General features: G+C 48.2%; 12 protein-coding genes, 1 rRNA gene and 3 other annotated features. Of the genes, 6 read left to right on the top strand and 7 right to left on the bottom strand.

Going from position 1 to position 15,539, the window contains the following annotated elements:
* Positions 1 to 30 precede the first annotated feature (30 nt).
* Together S7335_RS09285 and S7335_RS09280 are read right to left on the bottom strand one after the other, a co-directional pair.
* On the bottom strand, positions 31 to 663 hold the full coding sequence (locus tag S7335_RS09285; RefSeq protein ID WP_006454807.1) for a hypothetical protein: 633 nt from the start codon (positions 661 to 663) through the stop codon (positions 31 to 33).
* A gap of 79 nt (positions 664 to 742) precedes the next feature.
* Positions 743 to 1,162: a VOC family protein gene (locus S7335_RS09280; protein ID WP_006456995.1), complete on the bottom strand. Its 420-nt coding sequence runs from the start codon at positions 1,160 to 1,162 to the stop codon at positions 743 to 745.
* 230 nt (positions 1,163 to 1,392) lie between these two features.
* Here S7335_RS09280 and S7335_RS09275 point away from each other — a divergent pair, with 230 nt between their 5' ends.
* A complete protein-coding gene (locus tag S7335_RS09275; protein ID WP_038017753.1) occupies positions 1,393 to 1,737 on the top strand; it encodes a DUF4870 domain-containing protein in 345 nt (114 codons plus the stop codon).
* 81 nt (positions 1,738 to 1,818) lie between these two features.
* Here the strand turns inward: S7335_RS09275 and S7335_RS09270 are convergent, their stop codons facing one another.
* Positions 1,819 to 3,012, bottom strand: coding sequence for a class I SAM-dependent methyltransferase (locus S7335_RS09270; protein WP_006455962.1), 1,194 nt, complete (start codon positions 3,010 to 3,012; stop codon positions 1,819 to 1,821).
* Between the two features lie 162 nt (positions 3,013 to 3,174).
* Between S7335_RS09270 and S7335_RS09265 the strand changes: the two genes are divergently transcribed.
* Positions 3,175 to 4,104 (top strand): TIGR01777 family oxidoreductase, encoded by a 930-nt coding sequence (locus S7335_RS09265; protein WP_006453783.1) that lies wholly within the window; start codon positions 3,175 to 3,177, stop codon positions 4,102 to 4,104.
* Here the strand turns inward: S7335_RS09265 and S7335_RS09260 are convergent.
* Positions 4,101 to 5,528 carry a cobyrinate a,c-diamide synthase gene (locus S7335_RS09260; protein ID WP_006456521.1) on the bottom strand — a complete coding sequence of 476 codons (1,428 nt, stop codon included), beginning with the start codon at positions 5,526 to 5,528 and terminating at the stop codon, positions 4,101 to 4,103. The genes S7335_RS09265 and S7335_RS09260 overlap by 4 nt on opposite strands.
* A 151-nt stretch (positions 5,529 to 5,679) precedes the next feature.
* Between S7335_RS09260 and S7335_RS09255 the strand changes: the two genes are divergently transcribed.
* Positions 5,680 to 6,594, top strand: a complete 915-nt coding sequence (locus S7335_RS09255; protein ID WP_006456402.1) for a Sll0314/Alr1548 family TPR repeat-containing protein — start codon at positions 5,680 to 5,682, stop codon at positions 6,592 to 6,594.
* Between the two features lie 238 nt (positions 6,595 to 6,832).
* Here the strand turns inward: S7335_RS09255 and S7335_RS09250 are convergent, their stop codons facing one another.
* A complete protein-coding gene (locus S7335_RS09250) occupies positions 6,833 to 8,593 on the bottom strand; it encodes an ABC-ATPase domain-containing protein (RefSeq protein WP_006455739.1) in 1,761 nt (586 codons plus the stop codon).
* A 338-nt stretch (positions 8,594 to 8,931) separates the two neighbouring features.
* Between S7335_RS09250 and S7335_RS09245 the strand changes: the two genes are divergently transcribed.
* The 3 genes from S7335_RS09245 to S7335_RS09235 all read left to right on the top strand — a co-directional run bounded on the left by S7335_RS09245 (position 8,932) and on the right by S7335_RS09235 (position 13,966).
* Entirely contained in the window at positions 8,932 to 9,447 is a 516-nt protein-coding gene (locus tag S7335_RS09245) for a hypothetical protein (RefSeq protein WP_006454133.1), read from the top strand.
* A 464-nt stretch (positions 9,448 to 9,911) separates the two neighbouring features.
* Positions 9,912 to 12,380, top strand: coding sequence for an ATP-dependent Clp protease ATP-binding subunit (locus tag S7335_RS09240; protein WP_006457609.1), 2,469 nt, complete (start codon positions 9,912 to 9,914; stop codon positions 12,378 to 12,380).
* A 44-nt stretch (positions 12,381 to 12,424) separates the two neighbouring features.
* Positions 12,425 to 13,966 (top strand): FAD-dependent oxidoreductase, encoded by a 1,542-nt coding sequence (locus S7335_RS09235; protein WP_006455313.1) that lies wholly within the window; start codon positions 12,425 to 12,427, stop codon positions 13,964 to 13,966.
* Positions 13,967 to 14,240: 274 nt separating this feature from the next.
* On the opposite strand, the gene S7335_RS09230 is transcribed toward S7335_RS09235, so the two are convergent.
* Entirely contained in the window at positions 14,241 to 14,651 is a 411-nt protein-coding gene (locus S7335_RS09230; protein ID WP_006455128.1) for a single-stranded DNA-binding protein, read from the bottom strand.
* Positions 14,652 to 14,764: 113 nt separating this feature from the next.
* Positions 14,765 to 14,882: ribosomal RNA gene (rrf, locus tag S7335_RS09225) — 5S ribosomal RNA — on the bottom strand.
* A gap of 108 nt (positions 14,883 to 14,990) precedes the next feature.
* Positions 14,991 to 15,253: a sequence feature (23S ribosomal RNA rRNA prediction is too short), on the bottom strand.
* A 19-nt stretch (positions 15,254 to 15,272) separates the two neighbouring features.
* Positions 15,273 to 15,432, bottom strand: a sequence feature (23S ribosomal RNA rRNA prediction is too short).
* Between the two features lie 20 nt (positions 15,433 to 15,452).
* Positions 15,453 to 15,539 (bottom strand) — a sequence feature (23S ribosomal RNA rRNA prediction is too short).

Genomic DNA, 15,539 nt, shown 5'->3' with positions numbered 1-15,539 from the left:
GTGCTATCAAAGAGCGCCTAGCTCGCTCTATCATCTGGCGGCTATGATATCAGCGAGTCGTCTGATCACAATTAGCGTTAGCTCTAAGTCATTGTCTCGATCAATGATGAACTCTTTCGACTGCTCATAGACAGGTTCATTACTTGCCGAGCGATCTAGCTTGAGAAAGATAAAGTTTCTGCCGTTAGTGACCATACCGTAGAGGATCTTCTGAGCTGTTGGTGCTGCTAGCATGTACGCCAGAACTTGGGGAATCCCGACAATGAGCGAAAATCCAGCTCTTTTTGACTCAATGGTAAGTACCCAGAGCGAGTCTTTGATGATGACAATGTCTAATCGGCCTCTAAGAGTGAGTTCGTCGTCTTCTGCAATGATCTCAACCGATCTCTCCGTTTCTACATAGAAAGGGGGTAAGAAAAGCGCCGCCGTATCTAACAAAGGAGAAACCACCGTCAGACTGACCGTATTCTCTAGGGCTGAGCGCTCTTCAAAGTTCTCGTAGATAGCCTTGATATGTGCTACGCGAGTCTTTTCAAAATCGGTTAGCTCCGGCAGTGAGGTTTGCCATTCAAAGAAGAATTGGTGGTTGCCTGAGCGCTTCAAACCAAGCTGCTGCTTCAGAGTAAGCATTGTCAATTTTTCGATGGCAACGGCTCGACTCATCTGCTTTCCTCAGGAACGGTTAAATATTTTTAAAGTTGCATGACGAAGATTCGCACCACCCATGACTGAAGAAATTTACTTAGGCAGTCTGTGTTGCTGCCTGGGGGGCTACTGTAACAGCTTTCTCTTTGAAAGTTTCCTGATCAAATAGATCATCAGGTTCGTAGAGGTACTCGAACCAGTTACCGAAGGGGTCGCGACCATAGAAGGAAGCAGTACCGTCTCGGTGGTCGTGGATTTTGCTAACCTTAACGCCATCGGCTTTGAGCTTTTCGTAAGCAGTGTCGATATCAGCTCTGTCATCAAACACAAACCCAAAGTGAGGCCCTGCTTGATCGTAATCAGGACTCATCAAGGCAAGACCGTCGTTTCCAGCTTTGAGGTAGGCCCAATCGCTATCTTGCCAGACGACCTTCATTCCTAAGTTTTGATAGAACTCTACGGCCTTGGGGACATCTTCTACACAGACAGCAACGTGGCCTAAGCGCTTCATTTGCATAAATTTGGGTTCCTGTAGTTCTATACCGCATGGGGCAACTTTCATTTTAAAGCAGCTACACGCTATCTGCGGCTGTTCGGACGGTATTTACGAAATTCCAACTGCAGTCTTCGCCAGTCGATAGCCGCTAGAATAAAGGAGTCGAGTACGGGACTCATCTCAAACTTGAGCTTGGCTGTTCGTCTCGAAAGTAGAGAGAAAGGATTTGTAGAAAGAAAGGATTTATGGATATGGATAGCACTTTTGATTCTGACAAGCGGAAACTTTTTTCTATTGCTTCCCATGGGTCTATCTTCTTGAGTCAGCTGGTACTCTCAGCAGGGATTCCTTTCGGCCTACTGTTCTTGTCTGAAGATCCTGTAGTAAAGGAAAATGCCAAAGAAGCGCTGAATTTTCACTTTAATATGTGGCTTTACAGCGTTTTGCTCATCATTCCAGCGGCATTGATTATCGGGCTACCTTTTGTGGCGCTGTTGGGACTAGTTCAGGTGGTGATGCCTGTACTCGCTATTCTTAGCAGCGTGAGCGATCCAGATAAAGCCTATCGCTATCCCTTTATCTTCCGTCCGCTTTAATTTTGGCGCTAATCCTAGTCGTTCAAGATAAATCCCTCCAGACGACATTCAAGATAAAGGTCTCTTAGACTAGAAACCTTTCTATACCATTGGTGGAATCGTCAGTCCTTTTAGGGGGCTGGCGATTTCTTTGGCCGTTAGTCCCTTAGCTTGAATCAGCACGCCAAAGTTACCGAAGCCCATTGGATTGATCAGCTGCTGCAGGACTTCGCGGCGCTGCATGATGGCCTGAATATCAGTTGGGTCGGCGGTTCTATTTGAGTTGATCTCATAGAGGGCTTGAAGGCGATCGCCCAACCCCAACGCCATCAAAAACAATCCCTGCTGAATGAATCCAAGGCTTTGTAACCCAACTTCATTTCCCTGCGTTTCTATGGCGGTAAAGTCTACGTGCGCCGTGATGTCTTGCTCCCCAATGTGAATAAACGGATCGCTGTGATGATTGTGCTGGTAATAGCACTGTAGGGTTCCTTCTGTGCGAGCAGGGCTGTAATAGCGCTGAGCACTGTATCCGTAGTCAATCGTGAGTAAATAACCTCTGTCTATCTTGTCGGCAATTTGAGCAAGCCATTCGAGTGCTGACAGGTTAACTTCTGTTCGATAGCCTTCTGGGTAGTTGCTAAGGTCAATGCCAATTCGTCTGAAGTAGCTTGCTAAGCTAGGCGTAGAAAGGTCTCCTAGCTGGGCTAAAAAGCCTTCTTCAGTATGAATGACATAGATCTCCTGCAACTTTTGGTCGCGTAGTTCTACCCAGTGAACGGGGAAGGCATCGACTAGCTCATTAGAAAAGGCGCATCCGGTAATGGAGCTAGGCGCGATCGCATCAAAGTTCTGCCAGCGAATAGAAATTCCCTGCTCATTCCAATGCCTTAGGCGCTGCTGCTGTTCTGCCTTGAGTGAATCCGATTTTTCAACGATGGTGTAGCTGAGGGTGGCAAAACAGTCAGGATGATGAGATTGAAGATAGGCGATCGCATCTTCGGCCACCAATCCTTGACCTGCTCCCATCTCTACTAGATCAAACGGATCGGGCCGACCCAGCTTTTCCCACATGTCGACAAATTGCTCTGCCACCACTTCACCAAAGTCACGACTCATATGAGGAGAGGTAACAAAATCACCTTGCGAGCCAAGAGAACTACTCGGCGTAGCGTAATAGCCAATTTGGGGATGATACAGCGCTAGATCCATGAATTGAGCAAACGTGATCCGGTGATCTGGGCTTTGTTCAATCTTCTGTGTGATCACCTGCTGTAAATACTCGGAAGGCTGCACTCTCTCTTGTCCTCATGCACTTTGATTAAGCTTCTACAAGGATAGAGCGTTAGAGCCGTGGTCGTCTTAGCTTCTGCTTATCTCTAGAGCGAGTGTTCCTACACTGCCCTAGATCGCTACTATAAAGAGCAGTTGAATGATTCAAGGGATACGATACTCGCTATGAAAATCGCCATTACGGGTGCTACAGGCTTTGTAGGCTCTCGCTTAGTCGAGCGTTTGCTCGATGAAGGCCACGATGTGAAAGTATTTACCCGCAGTGTCACTAAAGCTAAAAAGATTTTCACTGGCAGTAAGTTCAAGCCGGTTGAATATGTAGCCTATACACCGCTTCAATCTGGCGATTGGCAGCTAGAAATTTCTGGTTGTGATGGGGTTGTCAACTTAGCAGGTGAGTCTATTTCCGAACGGTGGTCGGACGAGCGCAAAAACCGAATTTTAGATAGCCGCAAGCTTGGTACCCAAAAGCTGGTAGAGGCGATCGCTAACGCTGAGCAAAAGCCTTCTGTCCTAGTCAGTGGATCAGCAATTGGCTATTACGGAACCAGTGAGACAGCCGAGTTCTTTGAGACGAGCACTCCAGCTGAGAATGATTTCCTATCACAGGTTTGTCAGGCGTGGGAAGCTGAGGCAAACAAGGCTAAAAGTGCTGGTGTGCGGGTAGCAATTATTCGGACCGGAATTGTGTTGGGAGATGGCGGGGCGATCGCCAAAATGATCATGCCTTTTAAACTCTATGCCGGTGGACCGATTGGCAGTGGGCAGCAGTGGTTTTCATGGATTCATATCGATGATTTGGTCAGCCTTTTTTTAAAGGCCTTGCTCGATTCGTCTATGCACGGTGTGTACAACGGCACCGCTCCAGAACCCGTTCGGATGAAAGATCTTTGTCAGACGTTGGGCGAAGTGATGGATCGACCTTCCTGGTTGCCGGTGCCTGACTTTGCAATCGAGGCCCTATTAGGCGATGGCGCGGTTGTAGTGCTCAAAGGACAAAAAGTGCTCCCAGAGCGAACCCAAGCAGCGGGCTTTTCTTTTGACTATTCTGCGCCGAAAGAGGCTTTGGCAGATGTCGTGAAAAGAATTGGCTAATGTTCAAACTCGATCAATCTCGATTCGGTGAGCTGTTGGCGATATTGCAGACAGTTTTGAACAAATCGTTCTGCTAGCTGCCGCTGGCTTCCCCAGTGCAGATGTACATACGAGGCATGTAGGTGAGACAACTGATAGCCCTCATGCTTCGGATCTTCTACCTCTCCCCAATATCGCCGCGTTTCGTAAGCTGGGAGAGTCAATGTCTCTATAATCTTAGATCTGTGAAACTCATGACCGATAGCAGCTTGTCCATTGACTAGTAGGGGGCCATCTCCCAGCGCTAGAGCACTTCGATAGCCTAAAGTTAGTCGCTTGCCCATTTCGACAGTTTGTTGAATCACTCCGACCATCGGCCACATATTTCCAGCAAAGTCGATCAAAGTTTCGCTGAGATACATTAATCCGCCGCACTCGGCGTAGGTCGGGATTTTGCTTTCTACAAGATGGCGGATAGAAAGTCGCATAGATTTGTTTTTACTTAGCTCGGCCGCAAAGATTTCTGGGAACCCACCGCCGAAATAGAGTCCGTCTACTACTGGCAACGTTTGATCTTGTAGTGGACTCCAGAAGATCAGCTCCGCACCGTGAGCTGAGAGAATTTCAAAGTTATCAGGATAGTAGAAATTAAAGGCATCATCACGGGCGATCGCAATTCTCACGCTACGGGCACCGCTCATCCTGACAGGTCTATCAGTCGGTACACTACTGCGCTTCTGCGCCTTTAACCTTCTACCCTCGCTCTCTTCTCTATGCAAGATCGGCTCCAGCTTTTCCCAGTCAAAACACCGTTCTCCGATGGTCGCTAGCCGCGTTGCAATCTTCCCAAACGTGCTGACTTCGGCAGCTGGGACTAAACCTAAATGGCGGCTGGGCAGCTCAATATCCTTCTCTCGTCGAAATACACCCAGGATCGGCATTTCGATTTGTGTTAGCGCCTCACGAAGCAACTGGAGATGGCGATCGCTGCCTACGCGATTTAAAATCACACCAGCGATGTTCACTCGGCGATCAAACATTCTATAGCCCTGCACCAAAGCGGCTATAGAACGTGCCATACACCCACAATCAACCGCTAACACCACTGGCAATTCCAACAGCCGAGCGACATGAGCTGTACTAGCCGTATCGTCTACCCCCGTAGCCCCATCGAATAAGCCCATAACGCCTTCGACTACAGCAAAGTCAGCGCCTAACTGATGCTGATAAAAACTCTGTTTGACATACCCTTCACTAGTGAGAACCGGATCGAGGTTGTAGCAAGGTCGCTCGGTGATAGCGCTATGGAACATAGGATCGATATAGTCCGGGCCTACTTTAAAAGATTGAACGCAGCGGCCTTTGTTTTTCAGCGCAGCGAGTAAGGCCAGCGTCAGAGTCGTTTTCCCAGTACCGCTGCGATCGCCTGCCAAAACAATGCTCAAACTGTTTCCTCTACTTGTCTTTTTGTATATATGCTGTATCTATGTGCTTGAGAATGTATCAAGTAAACCTTTACAACTAGCAAAATCTCGTCAGAATTACATAGGTATACTCTATCTAGAGAACTCCGCTTCATTTCTGCTGACGATAAATATGACGGCCTTTCCAAACGCTCGGTCAGCATCGCGACTACTTGGCTTTATTTTAGGGGCAGCCACCTTCGGAATCGCTCCTCTCACATTAGCCGCCGATCCTTTTAGGCCTACTGAAGGCCACGACATTGGCGAGCATACAGAAGCGGCTTTCAAAGTTATTTTTGAAGAGGGTAACTATGTCGCGGCCGACGCCGCACTGACCAGAGCCGAAATTTACGAAGCTGATGAACCCTTAGTTCATGCGCTGATAGCTGCTATGGCCTACTTCAAGGGGAGTGCTGGTCTAGAAGAAGTTGGCCGCCGAGCAGCCTTAACTCAAGCAACGGCCGCCGCTCTAAAAGAAACTGATCGATTGCGCGGTCATCTCTACACAGCAGTGGGACTTTTCTTAGAAGGAGCCCATATGCTAAAGACAGAAGGCATGGCCAAGGGCGTACCTAGAGCGCTTGGTATGCTTCCAAGCATTTTTGATGAGCTAGAAGCTGCCGAAAGAATTAATGCCGAAGATTCTGAGCTTAACTTGCTCAAAGGCTCAATGGATCTCATGCTGGCAGTTAATCTTCCTTTCACTAATCCGGAGCAGGCTATTACCAGAATGGCTCAGCACAGTCATCCGGTCTATGCGACTCAGCGCACAATTGCCATTGGCTACCGAGACCTTGACCAGTACGATAATGCTTTGATTGCAGTAAATAAAGCTCTCGCGGCAGCCCCAAGTAACCCTGAGCTGTTCTATCTAAAGGCGCAGATTCTAGCAGGACAAAACGATACCGATAAGAGTTTGGTATGGTTCGCAAAAGCGCTCGCGAAGAAAGAACAACTTCCAGAGGCAATTGGGCGTCGGATCGTTTGGGAGAACTGTGTCGCCGAAGGCGCAGAGCTAACGTCATGCTCTGAGTTAGTGGGCTATTGAATCTAATCGAAACTCTCAGGTAGCCATAAACCCCCTTGAGCGCCACCTTGGAGCATAGACCAATCCTAAAAAAAGCTCCGTTCGGTCACCTTTAAGAAGAGTGAAGTCAAACGAAGCAAGAGACGCAGTTAGGAGGTATCTTCCCTACACCATATCGACTCAGGCAGAGAAAGGAAGGGTGCTTTAATAAGTTCTTAATATATTCTCTCTCCACATTAAAATAAAGCACTTATCTCCTCTACATAGCTTTTACCTGGATAGTTCTAAGTCTGTTAATCGCTGCGGCTAGCTCAAATCGTCGAATCATCGCTAGATTTCCCAGCCGGTAATGCCTGGTGGATGAACGATCTGCTAAGGCATCTAGCCCGCCTCGTTCAATATCAGCCATGATCAGATCGAGTACTTCGCCTAGGGATCTTTTAGGATCGAAGTACCAGCGGTCTGCATAGATAATTGCCTGAGCGATCGCGTTTACCTGATGCGCCTCAACAATTTGTTCAATCGCTCGCAAATCAATTATCTCCCCGCCCAACATCAAACTGTCTCGGCGTGCCTTCACTTTTGGCGAACCATCCTTCCTCGTTGAGCCTTTAGGCAGACTGCCTGGCAAAACAGCTCGTGAGGTGATACGTCCAAAGTCTCGATTGCCCTCTTTCTGTCTAGGACTCGGATCCGTGCGGGCGATCACCTTTGCCTGCGCTGTCACAACGCTGGGCTGATAGTCTTCCATGGCAATGACCGTATCTGCTACGTCAAAATAGTCGCCACTGCCGCCCATGACTAGGATGGTCGAGATCCCATAGTCGTCATACAGCTGACGCACCTTGTCGACGAATGGTGTAATCGGTTCTTTGTCTTTCGAGATCAGCGCTTGCATCTTGCGATCGCGAATCATGAAATTTGTCGCTGCTGTGTCCTCATCAATGAGTAGCACCTTCGCCCCAGCTTCCACCGCCTCTGATAGTCCCGCTGCTTGAGACGTACTGCCGCTAGCGTTCTTCGTTGAAAAACTCCGTGAATCCCTGCCGCGCGGTAGATGGTTAATCACCGGAGAAATATCCACGCCCACTACGCTTCGTCCATCTTCTGCCCGTAGCTTTACCGTTCTGGCATCGGATAAGACTTGCTCACGCCCATCTCCCGGCACATGGTTGTAGATTCCCTGCTCAATAGCTCGTAGTAGCGTAGACTTCCCGTGATAGCCACCTCCAACAATCACGGTCACACCAGCTCGAATCCCTAGCCCGTGGACTAGTCCGCTGTGAGGCGTTTTTAGAGCGATGCAGCTGTCCGTAGGTGGAACAAAGCGGTCGGCGGCTTCGTCAAGTGGTCTTTCATCAACTCCACTACAGCGAGGCAAACAAGCACCTGCAGCTACAAATGCAACGAGTCCTTTTTCTGCGAGCTGATGGCGTAGCGATTCAGCATCTTTTAGGACATGAATATGACGTTCCATCGCAGCTGACTCTAGTGCTTCGTATTTTAGACACTGCGAAACCAGCAGCGGTATATCCTCACATAGCAAAGCCGCTGCTGCCATACCTGCTATCCGTCTACCAAAAGCCGGTAGTCCAACTGTTAGCCTGACTTCAATCACATCGGCCTCTATCCAAACTGCTGTTCGCCGTAATATTGCTTGGCTTGGCGCAGCAACCTCAATCGTGCCACTCTTCCCAGGCCCTCTCTTCTGTTGCAAAGACTGGGCCACTTGAGCTACTCGCCTAGTTAGATAGTCGGCGATCGCAACTTGGCTCACATGGTCGGTCATCCACCTAGATGGGAAGCCTGCGAATACTTGAGATAGCTGAATACAAATGCGACTAGGCGCAGCAAAAGGATCGCGCTGCACATAGTCCACGCTCAGCTTGAACTCAGGAAATTCGTAATCGCCCTTGATCCACTTGTATTCCCTATAGCCCTGTCCATCCAAGTCTCTTAGCTGATATTGGAGATCTCTCCAAGTCTCAGCTTGCTTTGTGTGATCGCTTTGTCTGGTCACGCTCTATGTCTACTATCTATTGGCCTAGAAAGTCTTACTTATAACAGAGGTGTTTGCCGCTTAGAAGCGCTTAGGCTCTAGCAGTCAGGGTCTTTTAACAGCCACTTCCAACAACTGTCCTATTACTAGCTCAGCCCTATTGCGGTTTTAGCAAACAGTTTTTAGATAATTCGACTTAGACAATTCTACCTAGTTAGCAAAAGGCCAACCTAAAACTTAAAACCTTCAAAAGATAGTTACCCAAAGCCAACGAAGTTTATAGCACGAAGCATTTAACTTTCTATTGATCAAGCACCCACAGATGACTTCCTTAAATCGCTCTTTAAAGGCCACTCGCCATGACAAAATCAGCTCATCAGTATAGGAAAACGCTACTATCTTTGACGGTATTTGGAGCAATACTCGGATCTTCCTTTACTGTTAGCGTGGCACAGACCTCAGCTAATTCTATTAACGCTCAGGTGTTTAGCCAGGTCATTTCTCATGTTAAAGATACTGCTGTTTTAGAAGATGGTATCTATCTATTTGGTCAAAGTCCCCAGCGCGACCAACTTGGCACCTCCTATGCCATTTTCACCGTTGCTGACAATCAGACCATCGGTGCTTTCTACCAGCCAAGTTCTTCGTTTGACTGCTTCTATGGCCAAGTGCATCCTGATCGAATAGCGCTTAATGTGGTTGATAGCTACGAACAGATTGTCCATCCCTATGCGATCGCTTTGACTACGGACGGTTCTCTAACAGCTGGTAGCGCCGCACCTGCCTATACTCTTCAAGGCTTTCACCGTATCGAAGCTATAACGGATCAAGATCTTCATATTCTTGCTGTCTGCGTAGCTGACTTTGATAGCTAGTCGACATACCACCTATAGCAAGTCATATACAGTGGGTATAATTTCACGCCCAACTCAATATCCAAATCCATCTTTTATTGTGGTTGTTTTGGGTATATTTCAACCAAGCTTCCTAAAAGCAATTTTTCTGATCTTCTAAACAGAACATTTGGGTAGACAAGCAACCTAATAAAGTTTTGTATACTAAGGTATATACGCTTGTAATAACCATCTGGATATTTAGCTAGTCTTTTGTGTATTACGGAAAACACACTACCGATTACGGCTTTCCTTTGTACCAGAACAACTGAAATACAAGTATCATATTGACATAAGTAGACAAATAACTTAACTAAAGCCAGCGAAAATAAATGGGACGCCTTGCCTATTGTCGTCATGTAGCCTAGACACACAGCCTAGACCTATGCGCTTCTACAACAAGCAACAGGCGAACCACAAAAACTGGGTTCGAGGTTTCTCAAGATATGTTTGAGCATTTTACAAACACAGCAATCGCGGTCATCATGCAGGCGCAAGAGGAGGCCCGTCGCCTGGGTCACAACTTTGTCGGCAGCGAACAGTTGCTGCTCGGCATCATTAAGGAGAACACTAGCATTGCCGCCAAAGTTTTAGACGAATTTGGCATCAACTTAGCGAATGCTCGTACCGAGGTCGAGTCAATCATTGGTCGAGGCTCTGGTAATGGTCCGGTCGAGATTCCCTTTACGCCTAAGGTCAAACAAGTATTCGAGCAGGCTTTTCAAGAAGCTCGTAAGCTTGACCATCCTTACATAGAGCCTGAGCACCTATTGCTCAGCCTTACTCAAAATTCTGAGAGCGTTGCTTACCGGGTGATTGCGAACTTAGATGTGGATCCAGAAAAAATACGGGTTCAGCTTGTTCGAGTGATTGGTGAAAGTACCCCTGTTGCTTCAGGCCGTGTTGGTGGTAGTCAAAAGAAAGAGCGTAAGTCGGATAGTAGCGTCTTAACAGAGTACGGCACCGATCTAACTGAGGTGGCTGCTGAAGGAAAGCTCGACCCAGTGATTGGTCGTCGCCAAGAGATTGAGCGTGTTGTTCAGGTTTTGGGACGTCGCACCAAGAACAATCCAGTGCTGGTTGGTGAACCTGGCGTAGGTAAAACTGCGATCGCCGAAGGTCTCGCCCAGCGTATCGTCAACCAAGATGTTCCCGAAGCTCTGATCGATAAACGAGTCATTAGCTTGGATATGGGTTTGCTGGTGTCGGGAACCCGGTTTAGAGGTGATTTTGAAGAACGCATCACTCAGGTGATTGATGAAGTACGTAAATCACAAGACGTCATTTTAGTGATTGACGAAATTCATACGCTAGTAGGCGCAGGTTCTTTAGAAGGCGGTATGGACGCTGCTAATCTGCTTAAGCCAGCCTTGGCTAGGGGAGAAATGCAGTGCATTGGTGCAACGACTTTAGACGAGTATCGTAAGCACATTGAGAAGGACGCTGCCTTAGAGCGTCGCTTCCAGCCAGTGACGATTGCACCGCCTTCTGTAGAAGACACGGTCGAAATTCTATATGGCTTGCGCAGTCGCTACGAGCAGTTCCATCGCCTAAATATCACTGACGAAGCGGTGGAAGCAGCAGCGACGTTGAGTGATCGCTACATCACAGATCGGCATTTGCCCGATAAAGCAATCGATCTGATTGATGAAGCGGGTTCTAGAGTTCGATTGCGCTATTCTCGCAATATTCCAGCTAGCGAGCTGCGCAGTGAGTTGCGTCAGGTTCAAAAGAATATCCTCGAAGCGGTCCAGCAGCAGGATTACGACCAAGCTGTTACTTTACGCCAGAAAGAATCTGCACTGACCCAGAAAATTCAGGACACTTTAGAGGGTGATGTTTCAATCATCAACCAGCCCGAAGTAAGCGATGAAGATATTGCAGATATTGTTTCTTCTTGGACAGGCGTGCCTGTAAATGCCATCACAGAGACTGAATCAGCAATGATGATGCATCTCGAACAGACGTTGCACGAGCGAGTAGTAGGTCAAGATGAAGCTGTAGAAGCTGTTTCTAGAGCGGTACGCCGGGCTCGCGTTGGTTTGCGCGGACTTGATCGCCCAATTGCCAGCCTAGTTTTTTCTGGTCCGACTGGTGTGGGTAAGACCGAGCTAGCTAAAGCGCTGGCAAGCGCAGTCTTTGGCTCCGAAGAAGCGATGATTCGACTGGATATGTCTGAGTTTATGGAGTCGCATACCGTTTCTAAACTTATTGGCTCCCCTCCGGGATTTGTTGGCTATGACGAAGGAGGTCAGCTGACTGAAGCCGTTCGTCGCAGACCTTACAGCGTTATCCTGATGGATGAGATTGAAAAGGCTCATCCAGATGTATTTAACATCCTTTTGCAGGTATTAGATGATGGTCATCTTTCTGATTCCAAGGGCCGTGAGGTTAGCTTCAAGAACACACTAATTATCATGACCTCGAATATTGGTTCTAAGGTCATTGAGAAAGGGGGTGGGGGCTTAGGCTTCGAACTAACTGAAGAAGATAGTATGACTAGTCGCTACAACAACATTCGCAACCTCGTGAATGAAGAAATGAAGCAGTTCTTCCGGCCAGAGATGATTAATCGCATCGACGAAATTATCGTCTTCCGCCAGCTTACGAAGGCAGAGGTTAAGGAAATTGCTGAAATTCTGTTGAAGCAGGTTGGCGAAAGATTAGGCGATCGCAATCTTTCTTTCGACATGACGGAAGCCTTTAAAGATCGTCTAGTTGAAGAGGGCTACGATCAGCGCTATGGTGCAAGACCGATGCGCCGAGCGATCTCTCGTCTGGTTGAAGATCGCCTTGCTGAAGCTATTCTTGCAGGCACACTTCAAGACGGTGATACTGTTGTCTTCGATATTGACAAAGATGGTGAGATTACAGCCCTCCCTGCCAAAGAGCCTGCTCTGATTGGTGTTAGCTGAGCTTGAACTTTCTAAGCAGTAAACAAAAAGCCACGGATTAACCCGTGGCTTTTTTCTATACTTCTATCAATACTATGTCTAATGCTTTGGATCAAAAGAAAGTCGTTGTCGTTGGCGCAGGCTGGGCTGGGCTGGGAGCTACCTACCATCTAGCAAAGCAGGGCTATGCAGTTACCCTCCTCGAAGCAGGTGCATTCCCCGGTGGTCTGGTTGCCGGCTGGAAAACGCCGAAGGGACGCTCTGTAGAAGCGGGTATTCACGGTTTCTGGTATCCCTACAGCAATATCTTTGCGCTAACCGACGAATTAGGCATTCAGCCATTCACGCCCTACACACGTTCCTCCCAGTATTCGCCCGCTGGCCTGGAGGTTGAATCACCCATCTTTCAACGCGAACCCTATTTGCCGACACCGCTAGGCACCTTCCTTTACACCCGTTTTAAACGCCTGCCGCTGATAGATCGGATGTCTGCGCTGCCATTGCTCTATGCCCTAGTCGATTTTGATAATTCTGACGAAGCTTGGAAACGCTATGACAATATGACTGCTCGCGAACTATTCAAGCAGTATGGCGTATCCGAACGTCTTTACAAGGAATCGTTTGAGCCGATGTTGCTAGTCGGTTTGTTCGCACCTGGTGAACAGTGCTCAGCAGCGGCGGCACTTGGAATGCTGTACTACTTTATCCTGGCACATCAGCCCGATTTCGATGTTCGCTGGTGTCGTGGCACGGTTGGCGAGATGATTTTTCGGCCCTGGGTGGACCAGATTGAGAAGGCTGGTGGAAAGATACTAGCTCATCGTCGAGTGACTGATGTTCGAGTGAGTGTCGATAACGAAATTGATGCTGTTATCTGCGATGACGAAGTTTTTGAAGCAGATGCGGTAGTTTTCTCAGTCGGGATTACAGGGATGAAGAAGATTGTGGCGCAGAGTGATGTTCTGCGCGATCGCCCTGAATTTCGCGACATCCTTAACCTTAATGGTATAGACGTACTCGCTGCCCGGCTCTGGTTCGACCGCAAGATTGATATCCCCCTGCCTTCGAACGCATGCTTTGGCTTTCATCAGACCACTGGCTGGACTTTTTTCGATCTCAATGCCCTACACGACGAATACAATAGCGAACCTGGCACTGTCGTTGAAGTCGACTATTACCATGCCAACCAGCTTCTAGGTCTTAGCGATGAGCAAGTTCTTCCCCTAGTTCAGAAGGACCTTGCTGGCTGTATTATGGCCTTCGGCAATGCGAAAGTTGTAGACTACAGCGTTGTTCGTATTCGTCAGGGCGTTACCCATTTTGCGCCCGGCAGTTACCGCTACCTGTTACCCTGTACCACTAGCTTCTCAAACGTATTTATGAGTGGCGATTGGATCGTCACCCGCCATGGTTCTTGGTCTCAAGAAAAAGCCTACGTTACAGGATTAGAAGCTGCTAACAAAGTCATCGCGAAGTTTGATACAGGCCTGCCAGCTAATATCATTCCTATCGTTCCAGACGAACCTCATATTCAAATGGCTCGTCTGCTTAATCGTACTGCTCGCAACGTTAGTCAGCAGCTCCTCCCTAGTTTCTGGTTGCCTTAAGTTTCTAATCAAGCAGGTATACGTTGACGTTAATCTGTAGGTAGGACTTTATTCATACCATAACCACGAAGCGTACCGAGAAGCTATGAAGCCTAGAAAGAACTCACTCGCTTCGTGTACCGAACGAGTGAGTATAGCAAACCACTAAAGAAATTCCCCTACGCATTCAGGCTACACAAATCGAAACCTATCAGATAGCAACCTATCACCCAAAGTGAAAGGCCTAGCCAACGGTTAGCTAAGCCCTATCAAAACTAAAACCTAGTTCATACAGCTAAGAGACAGCAGCCACCTCACCGTTCAGGGAAGCATCATCGACCACCGACGTCTCAGCGAGTTCATCTGTACTACGAATGATATCGAGGTCAATATCGAGTACAGTCATGTTCAGGCCGGCCTTAGGACAGTTATCTACCTTCGAGATAAAAGGACTCGGCTCAACGTTACCAGTACAGATAATCAAAGACCCCTTCTTCAAGTAGGGCAATGTTCGCCAAGCGACTGACTTTTCCCAAATGCTCAAAGCAACGGTGAATGACTCCTCACGATGTCGCACACCTCGCACATAGATAGTCGCCTTCGCAACATTTGCCTTACTACCACTCTTCAAATCAACTGTTTTAACCTCAGCATCTGCTGCTAGATTGCCACTAACAATCCACTTATTCAATCCAACACTAGCCATCTTCAGAGCGAGCCTCGTTTACGGTTGCATTTCATAAGCATACCCATAATAACAACCCAGATAAAAAGCCAGCTTCTCTAACTGTGAGCGTCAGAGAAGCTGGCTAAGAATGGACCTGGCATCGAGCTATTTTAACAAGGGCCTACGCCCTAACTATCTTCGCCGCTGCAGTGTTTCACAATCGAGTTCGGGATGGAGTCGAAGTGGGTCCACTGCGCCATAGACACCAGGAATGTTGTCAGGCTAGAGCCTTGAGAGACTGCATAGAAACGGTCGTTAGACCTAAGAAAGCTGTTGGGTTGTCCATTGCGTCTAGTGATAGACAAGAAGGACAAGCCCTCGGTCTGTTAGTATTCCTCGGCTACATACATTACTGTACTTCCACCTAGAACCTATCAACGGGTCTTCTTCCCGTGACCTTACTGGATTAACTCCATGAGAACACTCATCTTGAGGTGGGCTTCCCACTTAGATGCTTTCAGCGGTTATCCACTCCGCACTTGGCTACCCAGCGTCTACCGTTGGCACGATAACTGGTACACCAGCGGTGCGTCCTTCCCGGTCCTCTCGTACTAAGGAAGGCTCCTCTCAATGTTCTTACGCCTGCACCGGATATGGACCGAACTGTCTCACGACGTTCTGAACCCAGCTCACGTACCGCTTTAATGGGCGAACAGCCCAACCCTTGGGACGTACTACCGCCCCAGGTTGCGATGAGCCGACATCGAGGTGCCAAACCTCCCCGTCGATGTGAACTCTTGGGGGAGATCAGCCTGTTATCCCTAGAGTAACTTTTATCCGTTGAGCGACGGCCCTTCCACGCGGAACCGTCGGATCACTAAGGCCTACTTTCGTACCTGCTCGAGTTGTAGCTCTCGCAGTCAAGCT

It is taken from the genome of Synechococcus sp. PCC 7335 (genome assembly GCF_000155595.1).
Classification (GTDB): Bacteria; Cyanobacteriota; Cyanobacteriia; order Phormidesmidales; family Phormidesmidaceae; genus Phormidesmis.
The sequence above is the reverse complement of the archived record's forward strand: the minus strand, read 5'-3'. Positions and strand labels throughout refer to the sequence as shown.

What these genes read in the sequence shown, in the direction of transcription:
- S7335_RS09285 (WP_006454807.1), bottom strand. Translation starts at nt 663, where the DNA reads ATGAGTCGAGCCGTTGCCATCGAAAAATTGACAATGCTTACTCTGAAG.
- S7335_RS09280 (WP_006456995.1), bottom strand. Translation starts at nt 1,162, where the DNA reads ATGCAAATGAAGCGCTTAGGCCACGTTGCTGTCTGTGTAGAAGATGTC.
- S7335_RS09275 (WP_038017753.1), top strand. Translation starts at nt 1,393, where the DNA reads ATGGATAGCACTTTTGATTCTGACAAGCGGAAACTTTTTTCTATTGCT.
- S7335_RS09265 (WP_006453783.1), top strand. Translation starts at nt 3,175, where the DNA reads ATGAAAATCGCCATTACGGGTGCTACAGGCTTTGTAGGCTCTCGCTTA.
- S7335_RS09255 (WP_006456402.1), top strand. Translation starts at nt 5,680, where the DNA reads ATGACGGCCTTTCCAAACGCTCGGTCAGCATCGCGACTACTTGGCTTT.
- S7335_RS09245 (WP_006454133.1), top strand. Translation starts at nt 8,932, where the DNA reads ATGACAAAATCAGCTCATCAGTATAGGAAAACGCTACTATCTTTGACG.
- S7335_RS09240 (WP_006457609.1), top strand. Translation starts at nt 9,912, where the DNA reads ATGTTTGAGCATTTTACAAACACAGCAATCGCGGTCATCATGCAGGCG.
- S7335_RS09230 (WP_006455128.1), bottom strand. Translation starts at nt 14,651, where the DNA reads ATGGCTAGTGTTGGATTGAATAAGTGGATTGTTAGTGGCAATCTAGCA.